The following is a 14,230-nucleotide window of genomic DNA, read 5'->3' as shown; positions in this document are numbered from 1 at the left end:
CCACGCGGCGAACCGTGCAGGCGAAAAAAAACCGCCCAGCCGAGGCCGGGCGGTTCGATGCTACTGCGACAAAGCGAAGCTTACTCGCCGGTCGTATGCGGCTGCTGCTGTTCCGCTGCCGGGGTTTCCGGCGTACCGAAATCGAAAGCCTCTTCGGCTGCGATCTGGTCGAAACGCTCGCGATCCGACGACTCCTTCGCACGGCGCGCCTTGTGGAACGCGAGACCCGTACCGGCCGGAATCAGACGGCCGACGATCACGTTTTCCTTCAGGCCACGCAGATCGTCGCGCTTGCCCATGATCGCCGCTTCGGTCAGCACGCGCGTCGTTTCCTGGAACGACGCCGCCGAGATGAACGAGTCGGTCGAGAGCGATGCCTTCGTGATACCGAGCAGCACGTTGTCATACGAAGCCGGACGCTTGTCTTCCGCGATCATCTTGTCGTTCTCGTCGAGCATGTCCGAACGCTCGACTTGTTCGCCAGGGATGAAACGCGTATCACCGTTGTCGGTAATCTGCACGCGGCGCAGCATCTGACGCACGATCACTTCAATGTGCTTGTCGTTGATCTTCACGCCCTGCAGACGGTACACGTCCTGCACTTCGTCCACGATGTAGCGCGACAGCGCCTCGATACCCTGCAGACGCAGGATGTCGTGCGGATCGGCGGGGCCGTCCACGATCATTTCGCCCTTGTTGACGACCTGACCATCGTGCACCAGCACCTGCTTTTCCTTCGCGATCAGGAACTCGTGCTGATTGCCCTCGAGGTCCGTGATGACGAGACGCTGCTTGCCCTTCGTGTCCTTACCGAACGACGTCGTGCCCGTGACTTCCGCGAGAATACCCGCGTCCTTCGGCGAGCGCGCTTCGAACAGTTCGGCCACGCGCGGCAGACCGCCGGTAATGTCACGCGTCTTCTGCGCTTCAACCGGGATACGCGCCAGCACTTCACCGACCTGCACTTGCTGACCATCCTTCACGGTGATCAGCGCGCCGACCTGGAAGCCGATCTGCACCGAATGCTCGGTGTTCGGGATCTTCACTTCCTCGCCGTTCGCGTCGAGCAGTTTCACCTGCGGACGCACGCTCTTCGAGGCTTGCGAACCGCGACGCTTCACGTCGATCACGACCAGGGTCGAAAGACCGGTCACGTCGTCGATCTGCTTCGCAACGGTCACGCCTTCCTCGACGTTTTCGAACTTCACCGTACCGCCCCACTCGGTGATGATCGGACGGGTCAGCGGATCCCATTGTGCCAGTTGCGCACCGGCCTTGATCTGCGCGCCGTCGAGCTGCAGCAGCGTCGCGCCGTACGGCACCTTGTGACGCTCACGTTCGCGACCGAAGTCGTCCGCGATGATCGCCTCGCCCGAACGCGAGATGACGACCTGCTCACCCTTCGCATTCGTGACATAACGCATCGTGGCCGTGAAGCGCACCGTACCGTTCGACTTCGCTTCCACCGTCGAAGCCACCGCCGCACGCGATGCCGCACCACCGATGTGGAACGTACGCATCGTCAGCTGCGTGCCCGGCTCGCCGATCGACTGAGCAGCGATCACACCGACTGCCTCACCGACGTTCACGCGCGAGCCGCGGCCCAGGTCGCGGCCGTAGCACGCGGCGCACAGGCCATAACGCGTTTCGCAGGTGAGCGGCGTGCGCACGCGCACTTCGTCGATGCCGAGGCTTTCGATCTTCTCGACCGCGTCTTCGTCGAGCAGGTCGCCCGAAGCGTAAATCGTTTCCTGCGTTTCCGGATTGACGACGTCCGCCACCGCGACGCGACCGAGAATACGATCACGCAGCGCTTCGACGACTTCACCGCCTTCGACCAACGCCTTCATCGCCACGCCGTTCGACGTGCCGCAATCATCTTCGACGACGACCAGATCCTGCGTCACGTCCACGAGACGACGCGTCAGGTAACCCGAGTTCGCGGTCTTCAACGCCGTATCCGCCAGACCCTTACGAGCACCGTGCGTGGAGATGAAGTACTGCAACACGTTCAGGCCTTCGCGGAAGTTCGCGGTAATCGGCGTTTCGATAATCGAACCGTCCGGCTTCGCCATCAGGCCGCGCATACCGGCCAGCTGACGAATCTGCACCGCGGAACCACGCGCGCCCGAGTCAGCCATCATGTAGATGGAGTTGAACGACTCCTGCTTCGTTTCGTTGCCGTCACGATCCGTGACCGGCTCGGTTGCGAGCTGCTCCATCATCGCCTTGCCGACCGCTTCCGACGTCGCCGACCAGATGTCGACCACGTTGTTGTAGCGTTCCTGCGCGGTGACGAGACCCGACATGTACTGACGGTCGTATTCCTTCACCTTCTTCGCGGCGTCGCCGACGATCGTCTCTTTCTGCGGCGGCACGAGCATGTCGTCCACGCAGATCGAGATACCGGCGCGCGTTGCAAGACGGAAACCCATCTGCATCAGCTGGTCGGCGAAGATCACCGTTTCGCGCAGACCGCACTTGCGGAACGCCGTGTTGATCAGCTGCGAGATCTGCTTCTTCTTCAGCGGCTTGTTCAGCACCGTGAACGGCAGACCCGGCGGCAGAATCTCCGACAGGATCGAACGGCCGACGGTCGTCGCGTACAGCGAAATCTTCGGCACGAACTTCGGCGCGCCTTCGCTCGTGTCCTCGTTCGCCACCATTTCGGTGATACGCACGTTGACGCGCGAAGCCAGCTCGACTTCCTTGTTCTCGTACGCGCGGATCACTTCCGACACGCCCGTGAACGTCATGCCTTCGCCCTTGCCGTTCACCGCTTCACGCGATGCGTAGTACAGGCCCAGCACGATATCCTGCGACGGCACGATCGACGGATCGCCGTTCGCCGGGAACAGGACGTTGTTCGACGCCAGCATGAGCGTGCGCGCTTCCATCTGCGCTTCGAGCGACAGCGGCACGTGAACGGCCATCTGGTCACCGTCGAAGTCGGCGTTGAACGCCGCGCAGACGAGCGGGTGAAGCTGAATCGCCTTACCTTCGATCAGCACCGGCTCGAAAGCCTGAATGCCGAGACGGTGAAGCGTAGGCGCGCGGTTCAGCATGACTGGATGTTCGCGGATCACCTCTTCCAAGATGTCCCACACCACCGGCGTCTGGTTCTCGACTTCCTTCTTCGCGGCCTTGATGGTCGTAGCAACGCCCATCACTTCCAGCTTGTTGAAGATGAAAGGCTTGAACAGTTCGAGCGCCATCAGCTTCGGCAGACCGCACTGATGCAGCTTGAGCGTCGGGCCGACCACGATCACCGAACGGCCCGAGTAGTCCACGCGCTTACCGAGCAGGTTCTGACGGAAACGACCGCCCTTACCCTTGATCATGTCAGCGAGCGACTTCAGCGGACGCTTGTTCGCGCCGGTCATCGCCTTGCCGCGACGGCCATTGTCGAGCAGCGAGTCGACGGCTTCCTGCAGCATCCGCTTTTCGTTGCGGACGATGATTTCAGGCGCCTTCAGTTCGAGCAGACGCTTCAACCGGTTGTTACGGTTGATCACGCGGCGATACAGGTCGTTCAGGTCCGACGTCGCGAAACGGCCGCCGTCCAGCGGCACGAGCGGACGCAGTTCCGGCGGCAGCACCGGCAGCACTTCGAGCACCATCCAGTCAGGCTTGATGCCCGAACGCTGGAACGCCTCGAGCACCTTCAGGCGCTTCGCATACTTCTTGATCTTCGCTTCCGAACCCGTGTTCTTGAGTTCGGTGCGCAGCATCTCGACCTGTTCGTCGATATTGATCGCGCGCAGCAGTTCGCGCACGCCTTCCGCGCCCATTTCGGCACGGAATTCGTCGCCGTACTCTTCGACCTTGTTGTAGTAATCCTCTTCCGTCATGATCTGCCGCGCTTTCAGCGGCGTCATGCCCGGATCGATCACCACGTATGCTTCGAAGTACAGCACGCGCTCGATGTCGCGCAGCGTCATGTCGAGCACCATGCCCAGACGCGACGGCAGCGACTTCAGGAACCAGATGTGCGCGACCGGCGAGGCCAGTTCGATGTGGCCCATCCGCTCACGACGCACCTTCGCCAGCGTCACTTCGACGCCGCACTTCTCGCAGATCACGCCGCGATGCTTCAGGCGCTTGTACTTGCCGCAAAGGCATTCATAGTCCTTGATCGGACCAAAGATCTTCGCGCAGAACAGACCATCCCGCTCCGGCTTGAACGTGCGGTAGTTGATGGTCTCCGGCTTCTTCACTTCGCCGAACGACCAAGAACGAATCTTGTCAGGCGACGCGAGGCCGATCTTGATCGCATCAAAAACTTCTTCTTGTTGGACTTGCTTGAATAGATCGAGCAGAGCTTTCATTGCTTTCTCTCCGTAGTCCGATTAGTTGCGGTCCAGATCGATATCAATACCGAGCGAGCGGATTTCCTTCACCAACACGTTGAAGGATTCCGGCATGCCCGCGTCGATCACGTGGTCGCCCTTGACGAGGTTCTCATAAACCTTGGTCCGGCCCGTCACGTCGTCCGACTTGACCGTCAGCATTTCCTGCAGCACATACGACGCGCCGTACGCTTCCAGTGCCCACACTTCCATCTCACCGAAGCGCTGACCACCGAACTGCGCCTTACCACCCAGCGGCTGCTGCGTGACGAGCGAGTACGGACCGGTCGAACGTGCGTGCATCTTGTCGTCGACCAGGTGGTGCAGCTTCAGGTAGTGCATGTAGCCGACCGTGACCGTGCGCTCGAATGCTTCGCCGGTGCGGCCGTCGTACAGCGTGACCTGGTTCTTCGACGGCGTCATGCCGAGGTTCGTGGCGATTTCGTCCGGGTAGGCCAGATCGAGCGCGCGCGACATTTCGTCTTCCGTCGCACCGTCGAACACCGGCGTCGCGAACGGCACGCCTTCACGCAGATTCCTCGCGAGTTCGAGGATTTCGTCGTCGGAGAAGCTTTCCAGCTCTTCCTGACGGCCCGACTCGTTGTAGATCTTCGTGAGGAACTGGCGCATTTCCTCGATCTTGGTCTGACGCTGCAGCATTTCGCCGATACGCCAGCCGAGACCCTTCGCGGCCCAGCCCAGATGCACTTCGAGAATCTGACCCACGTTCATCCGCGAGGGCACGCCGAGCGGATTCAGCACGACGTCGGCCGGACGGCCGTCTGCCATGTACGGCATGTCTTCGATCGGAACGATCTTCGACACCACACCCTTGTTACCGTGACGGCCCGCCATCTTGTCGCCCGGCTGCAGGCGACGCTTCACGGCGAGATACACCTTGACCATCTTCAGCACGCCCGGCGGCAGTTCGTCGCCTTGCGTGAGCTTCTTGCGCTTCTCTTCGAACGCGAGGTCGAACTGGTGACGCTTCTGCTCGATCGAGTCCTTGATTGCTTCCAGCTGTGCCGCTGCTTCTTCGTCCGCCAGTCGGATGTCGAACCAGTGGTAGTGGTCGAGATCTTCGAGGTACGGGAGGTCGATCGCCGTGCCCTTCGCGAGCTTCTTCGGACCGCCGTTCGCGATCTTGCCGTTCAGCATACGGGCGAGACGCGAGAACGCGTCGCCTTCCACGATGCGCAGCTGGTCGTTCAGGTCGAGGCGATAGCGCTTCAGTTCGTCGTCGATGATCTGTTGCGCACGCTTGTCACGCGTGATGCCTTCGCGCGTGAACACCTGCACGTCGATCACCGTGCCGCTCATGCCCGACGGCACGCGCAGCGACGTGTCCTTCACGTCCGAGGCCTTCTCGCCGAAGATCGCGCGCAGGAGCTTTTCTTCCGGCGTCAGCTGGGTTTCGCCCTTCGGCGTGACCTTGCCGACCAGCACGTCACCCGCTTCGACTTCCGCGCCGATGTACACGATACCCGACTCGTCCAGTCGGCCAAGCTGCACTTCCGCGAGGTTCGAAATATCGCGCGTGATTTCTTCCGGTCCGAGCTTCGTGTCGCGAGCAACGACGTTCAGTTCTTCGATGTGGATCGACGTGTAGCGATCGTCCGCAACGACCTTCTCCGAGATCAAAATCGAGTCTTCGAAGTTGTAGCCGTTCCACGGCATGAACGCGACCAGCATGTTCTGACCGAGCGCGAGCTCGCCCAGATCGGTCGATGCGCCGTCAGCCAGCACGTCGCCACGAGCAACCTTGTCGCCAACCTTCGCGATCGGACGCTGGTTGATGTTCGTGTTCTGGTTCGAACGCGTGTACTTGATCAGGTTGTAGATGTCCACGCCGACGTCGCCTGCAACAGCCTCATCGTCGTTCACGCGAATCACGATACGGCCTGCGTCCACGTAATCCACCACGCCGCCACGCAGCGCCTGAACCGTCGTACCCGAGTCGACCGCAACCGTGCGCTCGATACCCGTACCGACGACCGGCTTTTCCGGACGCAGGCAAGGCACGGCCTGACGCTGCATGTTCGAACCCATCAACGCGCGGTTCGCGTCGTCGTGCTCGAGGAACGGAATCAGCGATGCGGCCACCGACACGATCTGCGACGGCGCCACGTCCATGTACTGGATGCGGTCCGGCGTGACCATCATCGTTTCGCCCGCTTCGCGCGAGGACACGAGTTCGTCGGTCAACGTGCCGTCTTCGCCGACTGCCGCGTTCGCCTGAGCGATCACGTAACGGCCTTCTTCGATCGCCGACAGATAGTCGATCTGGTCGGTCACCTTGCTGTCCACGACCTTGCGGTACGGCGTTTCGAGGAAGCCGTATTCGTTCAGGTGCGCGTACAGAGCGAGCGAGTTGATCAGACCGATGTTCGGACCTTCCGGCGTTTCGATCGGGCACACACGGCCATAGTGCGTCGGATGCACGTCACGGACTTCGAAGCCCGCGCGCTCGCGCGTCAAACCGCCCGGTCCTAGTGCGGAAACACGACGCTTGTGCGTGATTTCCGACAGCGGGTTGGTCTGGTCCATGAACTGCGAAAGCTGCGACGAACCGAAGAACTCGCGGATCGCCGACGAAATCGGCTTCGAGTTGATCAGGTCGTGCGGCATCAGGTTTTCGCTTTCGGCCTGGCCGAGGCGCTCCTTGACTGCGCGTTCGACACGCACGAGACCCGCGCGGAACTGGTTCTCCGCGAGTTCGCCGACGCAACGCACGCGGCGATTGCCCAAGTGGTCGATATCGTCCACTTCGCCCTTGCCGTTACGCAGCTCGACGAGGATCTTGATGGTCGCGAGGATGTCGTCGTCCTGCAGCGTCATCGGTCCGATGATCTCGTCACGACCAACGCGGCGGTTGAACTTCATGCGGCCGACCTTCGACAGGTCGTACGCGTCTTCGCTGTAGAACAGACGGTTGAACAGCGCCTCGACCGCTTCCTCGGTCGGCGGCTCGCCCGGGCGCATCATGCGATAGATCGCGATGCGCGCAGCCATCTTGTCGGCGGTTTCGTCGATACGCAGCGTCGACGAGATGTACGGGCCCTGGTCCAGATCGTTCGTGTAGAGGGTCTGGATGTCCTTGACCTTCGCCTCGCGGAGCTTCTCAAGCACCGTTTCGGTGATTTCCTCGTTGGCGTTCGCGATCACTTCGCCCGTTTCGGGGTCGATCACGTTCTTCGCCAGCACGCGGCCAAGCAAGTACTCCTCGGGCACCGAGATGAACTTCGTCTTGGCGTTCTCGAGATCGCGAATGTGCTTCGCGTTGATGCGCTTGTCCTTCGTGACGATGACATTGCCATCGCGATCCTGGATATCGAAGCGCGCGACTTCGCCGCGCAGACGCTCAGGAACGAATTCCATCTGCGCGCCTTCGCTCATCAGGCCGAAGTTGTCGAACACGAAGAAGTTCGCGAGGATCTGCTCCGGCGTCATGCCGATTGCCTTCAGCAGGATCGTGACCGGCATCTTGCGGCGACGGTCGACGCGGAAGTACAGCACGTCTTTCGGGTCGAATTCGAAGTCGAGCCACGAACCGCGATAAGGAATAATCCGCGCCGAGAACAGCAGCTTGCCGGAGCTGTGCGTCTTGCCCTTGTCGTGCTCGAAGAACACGCCAGGCGAACGGTGGAGCTGCGACACGATCACGCGCTCAGTGCCGTTGATGACGAACGAGCCGGTCGGCGTCATGAGCGGAATTTCGCCCATGTACACTTCCTGCTCCTTCACTTCCTTGACGACCGGCTTGCTCGGGGATTCCTTGTCGAGCAGAACCAGACGCACTTTCGCGCGCAGCGCGGAGCAGTACGTCAGGCCACGCTGCTGGCATTCCTTGATGTTGAACGCGGGCGACGACAGCATGTAGCTGACGAACTCGAGCCGCGCGAAACCGTTGTGCGAGACAATCGGGAAAACAGAACTGAACGCAGCCTGCAAGCCTTCTGCCTTGCGCTGCGAAGAAGACGTCTCTGCTTGCAGAAACGTCTGGAATGATTCAAGCTGGGTCGCCAGCAAAAAGGGAACTTGGTGAACGATGGGGCGCTTCGCGAAACTCTTGCGAATACGCTTCTTCTCGGTGAAGGAATATTGCATACGATCTCCGAATCACGGCGGGTGTTACCGAGGCGGGATACCTCGATGTCACGACCCGGTGTTCACCGACTGAGACCCGCGCGAGTGTCCGGGGAGGACGCGCGAATCTAGAAGCTTGGTGGTTGGCCGCTACCAACCGCTGGCTGACGGCAGCGGATGCCTGTGTTTCCCGCTACCCGACCAAACTTGCCTTCTGCAGTCGCTTCAGAAGACAAAGAAAACAATCGGAAACTTCTTCCGCTCCGCGGTGTTTTCTTTGGCCTCTATCGAGACATTTTTACATGCCCAATGGCATCAAAACGACGTCCCCATAAAGCACAAAAAGGCCGGCGGTAAAAACCGCCAGCCTTCGCATAGCGCAATGAAACTTACTTGATTTCAGCCTTCGCGCCAGCGTCTTCCAGCTTCTTCTTCGCTTCTTCAGCAGCAGCCTTGGGCACCGCTTCCTTGATGGGCTTCGGTGCGCCGTCAACCAGGTCCTTCGCTTCCTTCAGGCCGAGACCCGTCAGTTCGCGAACTGCCTTGATGACGGAAACCTTGTTCGCGCCTGCTTCGAGCAGGTTCACGGTGAACTCGGTTTGCTCTTCAGCAGCAGCAGCAGCGCCGCCGCCTGCCGGGCCAGCGACTGCAACAGCAGCTGCCGACACGCCAAACTTCTCTTCGAACGCCTTGACCAGCTCGTTCAGTTCCAGAACGGACATCGAGCCAACGGCTTCCAGGATGTCTTCTTTTGCGATTGCCATTTGAAATACTCCTAAATTGAATTCGGATCGAGCTAGCGATCTAGCTTTGCCTAACTTAAGCGACTGGCGCCCAAGCGCGGTCGTTACGCAGCTTCGCTCTGCTTCTTTTCAGCCAGCGCGGCCAGAGCGCGCGCAAAGCCGGAAACAGGAGCCTGCATGACGAACAGCAGCTTGGAGAGCAGTTCTTCGCGGCTCGGGATGCTGGCCAGCGCTTGCACGCCTGCCTTGTCCATCACTTTGCCTTCGTAGGAACCAGCCTTGATGATCAACTTGTCATTGCTCTTGCCGAAGTCGTTGACGACCTTGGCAGCGGCAATGGCATCTTCCGAGATGCCGTAGATCAGAGGACCAGTCATCTGCTCAGCCAGCGGAGCGAACGGCGTACCTTCGACGGCGCGACGCGCCAGCGTGTTCTTCAACACGCGGAGATACACTTGTTGCTCACGCGCTTTCGCGCGCAGCTTGGTCAGATCGCCAACCGTGATCCCACGATACTCAGCGAGCACCATCGTCTGAGCCTTCGCGACTTGCGCGGCGACTTCAGCGACGACTGCCTGCTTATCTTCTTTGTTCAGTGGCACGGTTAAACCTCCAGATTCGATGCACTCGGGCGAACTACCCTCATGCACCACGTTCAACAACGGCGTCCGACTGTTAGGAGTATTTCGATCGATTGGTGAATCGTCTCACGACGTTCGACAACCGACTTCAACCACTGCAAAACTGTTTCGGGTTCGCCATCTGCGTTGGCTTGAATTAAGGCGCTGCCTGCTTACTGCACCGCCACCAACGGTCTTTGACAACCGGTTGCTCCGCTGACTTGCTGCAAAACAACCGCCCAAAGCCCTTTAAGAGACGCGGCCATTCGACCGCGCCTAAGATTCTTACTGTTGCGCCAGCGTGGCTTGATCCACGCGAACGCCAACGCCCATCGTGCTCGACACCGCGATCTTGCGCAGGTACACGCCCTTGCTCGTCGCCGGCTTTGCCTTTTGCAGCGCTTCGATCAGCGCCGAAAGGTTCTGACGCAGCGATGCCGGCTCGAACGATGCGCGACCGATCGTGCCGTGGATGATACCGGCCTTGTCGACACGAAATTGCACCTGACCGGCCTTCGCGTTCTTCACAGCTTGAGCGACGTCCGGCGTCACGGTGCCGACCTTCGGGTTCGGCATCAGGCCACGCGGGCCCAGGATCTGACCCAGCGTACCGACCACGCGCATCGTGTCCGGCGATGCGATCACGACGTCGAAGTTCAGGTTGCCGGCCTTGACTTGCTCAGCCAGATCTTCCATGCCGACCACATCCGCGCCTGCTGCGCGAGCTTGTTCAGCCTTGTCGCCTTGCGCGAAGACTGCCACGCGAACCGACTTGCCGGTACCAGCCGGCAGAACCACGGAACCACGAACGACCTGGTCCGACTTCTTCGCGTCAATGCCGAGTTGAACAGCAACGTCGATCGACTCGTCGAACTTTGCGCTCGCGCATTCCTTCACGAGAGCCAGTGCGTCGTCGATCGCGTACAGCTTCTGGCGATCGACCTTGCTTGCGAATGCCTGAAGGCGCTTAGAAAGCTTAGCCATTTACACGCCCTCCACAGTGATGCCCATCGAACGCGCGCTGCCGGCGATCGTGCGCACGGCTGCGTCCAGATCAGCTGCCGTGAGGTCAGGCATCTTGGTCTTCGCGATTTCTTCCGCTTGAGCGCGGGTGATGTTACCGACCTTGTCGGTGTGCGGCTTTGCCGAACCCTTCTGCACAGCGGCTGCCTTCTTGATCAGAACGGTAGCCGGCGGCGTCTTCATGATGAACGTGAAGCTCTTGTCCGCGAATGCCGTGATGACGACCGGCACCGGCAGACCCGGCTCCATGCCCTGAGTCTGCGCGTTGAACGCCTTGCAGAACTCCATGATGTTCAGGCCGCGCTGGCCCAGTGCCGGACCGACCGGCGGCGACGGGTTGGCTTTACCTGCAGGAATCTGCAGCTTGATAAAGCCGATGATTTTCTTTGCCATGTTGAAAACCTCTGCTGAACGCGCGAGCGTTCGGTGAGTGATAGCGCGCGTTCTGCGTTACCGCGTACTGACGCTCCTCAACGGTCATAACGCGGACCGTAAGCGCGAATCGCGCGATGGCTCGAAAGCCACGCGCGATGTATTCGATTAAAGCTTTTCGACCTGACCGAACTCGAGTTCGACCGGTGTCGAGCGCCCGAAAATCGTGACAGAAACTCGGACCCGGGACTTTTCGTAGTTCACTTCTTCGACGTTGCCGTTGAAGTCCGTGAACGGACCTTCCTTCACGCGGACCATTTCACCCACTTCGAAAAGCGTCTTCGGCCGCGGCTTCTCAACGCCTTCCTGCATCTGCGACATGATCTTTTCGACTTCACGCGGCGAGATGGGGCTTGGGCGATTGCGGGCACCGCCAACGAAACCGGTAACCTTGGCCGTGTTTTTGACCAGGTGCCAGGTTTCGTCCGTCATTTCCATTTCAACCAGGACGTAGCCCGGGAAGAAACGACGCTCAGTGACCGACTTGTGACCGCCTTTTACTTCCACCACCTCTTCGGTCGGGACGAGAATCTGACCGAATTGATCTTGCATGCCAGCGCGTTCGATGCGCTCTTGAAGCGCGCGTTGCACGCTCTTCTCCATACCGGAGTAGGCGTGCACCACATACCAACGCTTTCCGCTCGGGGATGTCGGAGTATCGCTCATATCATTTCCAACCCAGAATCGCCGAGAAAATCACCCATTCGATCGACTTATCGCTAAGCCAAAGGAATATGGCCATGATCAGAACAAACGCGAAGACCACCAAGGTTGTTTGCGTGGCCTCTTTGCGAGTTGGCCAGACCACCTTGCGGACTTCCTTGTACGAGTCTTTGGCGAAGGCGATAAAGCCTTTGCCCGGCGCAGAGAAAAGACCGACTGCGACACCCGCGATAACACCAACAGCAAGCGCTGCGCCGCGGACGTACCACTCTTGGCCATTCAGCCAGAAGAACCCTACGAACCCGGCCAAGACCAACAATACGCCCGCCACCAACATCAACTTGTCGCCGGAAGTATTTACAGTTTCGACGGAAGGATTCGCCATAACACCTTAAACAGCGCCACTTGGCGCAAGAATTTTGGCAGGGGCAGAGGGAATCGAACCCCCAACCTTCGGTTTTGGAGACCGACGCTCTGCCAGTTGAGCTATACCCCTAAACCATTTGGGGCCGACCGGTTTAGCCGACCCCGAAACCGCTAACTACCGAGAAGATCTCTGGCTCTTACTCGATAATCTTTGCCACGACACCGGCGCCGACGGTACGGCCGCCTTCACGGATGGCGAAGCGCAGACCTTCTTCCATGGCGATCGGAGCGATCAGCTTCACCGTGATCGACACGTTGTCGCCCGGCATCACCATTTCTTTGTCCTTCGGCAGCTCGATCGAGCCCGTCACGTCCGTCGTACGGAAGTAGAACTGCGGACGGTAGTTGTTGAAGAACGGCGTATGACGGCCGCCTTCGTCCTTGCTCAGCACATACACTTCAGCCGTGAAGTGCGTGTGCGGCGTGATCGAACCCGGCTTGGCCAGAACCTGGCCGCGCTCCACGTCTTCACGCTTCGTGCCGCGCAGCAGGATACCAACGTTGTCGCCTGCCTGACCTTGGTCGAGCAGCTTGCGGAACATTTCCACGCCCGTGCAGGTCGTCTTCACCGTCGGCTTGATACCGACGATTTCGATTTCCTCGCCGACCTTCACCAGGCCACGCTCGATACGACCCGTCACCACCGTGCCGCGACCCGAGATCGAGAACACGTCTTCCACCGGCATCAGGAACGAACCGTCAACCGCGCGCTCCGGCGTCGGGATGTACGTGTCCAGCGCGTCGGCCAGGCTCATGATCGCCACTTCGCCCAGTTCGCCCGCGTCGCCTTCCAGCGCCAGCTTCGCCGAACCCTTGATGATCGGGGTGTCGTCGCCCGGGAAGTCGTACTTCGACAGAAGTTCGCGCACTTCCATTTCGACGAGCTCGAGCAGTTCGGCGTCGTCCACCATGTCGCACTTGTTCAGGAACACGATGATGTACGGCACGCCGACCTGGCGAGCCAGCAGGATGTGCTCACGCGTTTGCGGCATCGGGCCGTCAGCGGCCGAGCACACCAGGATTGCGCCGTCCATCTGCGCCGCGCCCGTGATCATGTTCTTCACATAGTCAGCGTGGCCCGGGCAGTCGACGTGCGCGTAGTGGCGGTTAGCCGTTTCGTACTCGACGTGCGCGGTGTTGATCGTGATACCACGCGCCTTTTCTTCCGGCGCTGCGTCGATCTGGTCGTACGCCTTTGCTTCGCCGCCGAACTTCTTGGTCAGCACCGTCGTGATTGCTGCCGTCAGCGTGGTCTTGCCGTGGTCAACGTGACCGATCGTGCCCACGTTCACATGCGGCTTGGTCCGCTCGAATTTACCTTTGGCCATTTTCGACTCCTAACAGGATTTTCGCACCTTGCGCCGCGCGCAACTTACTAGACTGAACAGCTGGTGCCCATGGGCAGGATCGAACTGCCGACCTCTCCCTTACCAAGGGAGTGCTCTACCACTGAGCCACATGGGCACTACAAACCGACACTGGAGCGGGTGAAGGGAATCGAACCCTCGTCGTAAGCTTGGAAGGCTTCTGCTCTACCATTGAGCTACACCCGCTTGGGTTGGATTCCCTTACCGCTTGAATTCTGGTGGAGGAGGTTGGATTCGAACCAACGTAGGCGTAAGCCAACAGATTTACAGTCTGCCCCCTTTAGCCACTCGGGCACCCCTCCGCAGAGAACTATCGATTATGGGGTAACAACACACTCTTGTCAAGCGTTTCTTACGTCCCGAAACAATCGAGGCTCTCACTTATAGTACGATGAAAAGCAAAAAGGCCCCAACTCAACGAGCTGGGGCCTTTTTCTGCTTTAAGCATGAGGAGCCTGACGATTACCTACTTTCACACGGGAATCCGCACTATCATCGGCGTGGAGTCGTTTCACGGTCCT

General features: G+C 59.9%; 9 protein-coding genes and 4 tRNA genes. All 13 read right to left on the bottom strand.

The annotated features are described in order from the left end of the window. Positions 1-80: 80 nt before the first annotated feature. The 13 genes from rpoC to AWB79_RS29020 all read right to left on the bottom strand — a co-directional run bounded on the left by rpoC (position 81) and on the right by AWB79_RS29020 (position 14,011). Positions 81-4,328, bottom strand: a complete 4,248-nt coding sequence (rpoC, locus tag AWB79_RS29080; RefSeq protein WP_061170919.1) for a DNA-directed RNA polymerase subunit beta' — start codon at positions 4,326-4,328, stop codon at positions 81-83. 21 nt (positions 4,329-4,349) lie between these two features. Then, on the bottom strand, positions 4,350-8,456 hold the full coding sequence (rpoB, locus tag AWB79_RS29075; protein ID WP_061170918.1) for a DNA-directed RNA polymerase subunit beta: 4,107 nt from the start codon (positions 8,454-8,456) through the stop codon (positions 4,350-4,352). A gap of 368 nt (positions 8,457-8,824) precedes the next feature. Beyond that, complete coding sequence (rplL, locus tag AWB79_RS29070; protein WP_061170917.1) at positions 8,825-9,199, bottom strand: 50S ribosomal protein L7/L12; 375 nt, start codon at positions 9,197-9,199, stop codon at positions 8,825-8,827. An 83-nt stretch (positions 9,200-9,282) separates the two neighbouring features. Next, positions 9,283-9,780, bottom strand: a complete 498-nt coding sequence (gene rplJ / locus AWB79_RS29065; RefSeq protein ID WP_061170916.1) for a 50S ribosomal protein L10 — start codon at positions 9,778-9,780, stop codon at positions 9,283-9,285. A 303-nt stretch (positions 9,781-10,083) separates the two neighbouring features. Next, a complete protein-coding gene (rplA, locus tag AWB79_RS29060) occupies positions 10,084-10,782 on the bottom strand; it encodes a 50S ribosomal protein L1 (protein ID WP_061170915.1) in 699 nt (232 codons plus the stop codon). Then, positions 10,783-11,214, bottom strand: coding sequence for a 50S ribosomal protein L11 (gene rplK / locus AWB79_RS29055; RefSeq protein WP_061163555.1), 432 nt, complete (start codon positions 11,212-11,214; stop codon positions 10,783-10,785). Between the two features lie 147 nt (positions 11,215-11,361). Continuing rightward, on the bottom strand, positions 11,362-11,919 hold the full coding sequence (gene nusG / locus AWB79_RS29050) for a transcription termination/antitermination protein NusG (RefSeq protein WP_014192489.1): 558 nt from the start codon (positions 11,917-11,919) through the stop codon (positions 11,362-11,364). 1 nt (position 11,920) lies between these two features. Then, positions 11,921-12,301 carry a preprotein translocase subunit SecE gene (gene secE, locus AWB79_RS29045; RefSeq protein WP_061170914.1) on the bottom strand — a complete coding sequence of 127 codons (381 nt, stop codon included), beginning with the start codon at positions 12,299-12,301 and terminating at the stop codon, positions 11,921-11,923. Between the two features lie 35 nt (positions 12,302-12,336). Continuing rightward, positions 12,337-12,412: transfer RNA gene (locus AWB79_RS29040), tRNA-Trp, on the bottom strand. Positions 12,413-12,479: 67 nt separating this feature from the next. Continuing rightward, positions 12,480-13,670, bottom strand: coding sequence for an elongation factor Tu (gene tuf / locus AWB79_RS29035; RefSeq protein WP_061170913.1), 1,191 nt, complete (start codon positions 13,668-13,670; stop codon positions 12,480-12,482). 61 nt (positions 13,671-13,731) lie between these two features. Then, positions 13,732-13,806 (bottom strand) — tRNA-Thr (locus AWB79_RS29030). A gap of 15 nt (positions 13,807-13,821) precedes the next feature. Further along, positions 13,822-13,895 (bottom strand) — tRNA-Gly (locus AWB79_RS29025). 30 nt (positions 13,896-13,925) lie between these two features. Beyond that, positions 13,926-14,011: transfer RNA gene (locus tag AWB79_RS29020), tRNA-Tyr, on the bottom strand. Positions 14,012-14,230 lie beyond the last annotated feature (219 nt).

This window comes from Caballeronia hypogeia (assembly GCF_001544875.2).
In the GTDB taxonomy this organism is placed as follows: Bacteria; Pseudomonadota; Gammaproteobacteria; order Burkholderiales; family Burkholderiaceae; genus Caballeronia; species Caballeronia hypogeia.
Note: the sequence above shows the minus strand (reverse complement) of the source record. Positions and strands in the feature narration are given on the sequence as shown.

Bases quoted from the DNA above. Each gene is read 5' to 3' on its own strand.
- rplL (WP_061170917.1), bottom strand. From the start codon at position 9,199: ATGGCAATCGCAAAAGAAGACATCCTGGAAGCCGTTGGCTCGATGTCC.
- rplA (WP_061170915.1), bottom strand. From the start codon at position 10,782: ATGGCTAAGCTTTCTAAGCGCCTTCAGGCATTCGCAAGCAAGGTCGAT.
- rplK (WP_061163555.1), bottom strand. From the start codon at position 11,214: ATGGCAAAGAAAATCATCGGCTTTATCAAGCTGCAGATTCCTGCAGGT.
- secE (WP_061170914.1), bottom strand. From the start codon at position 12,301: ATGGCGAATCCTTCCGTCGAAACTGTAAATACTTCCGGCGACAAGTTG.
- rpoB (WP_061170918.1), bottom strand. From the start codon at position 8,456: ATGCAATATTCCTTCACCGAGAAGAAGCGTATTCGCAAGAGTTTCGCG.
- tuf (WP_061170913.1), bottom strand. From the start codon at position 13,670: ATGGCCAAAGGTAAATTCGAGCGGACCAAGCCGCATGTGAACGTGGGC.
- rpoC (WP_061170919.1), bottom strand. From the start codon at position 4,328: ATGAAAGCTCTGCTCGATCTATTCAAGCAAGTCCAACAAGAAGAAGTT.
- nusG (WP_014192489.1), bottom strand. From the start codon at position 11,919: ATGAGCGATACTCCGACATCCCCGAGCGGAAAGCGTTGGTATGTGGTG.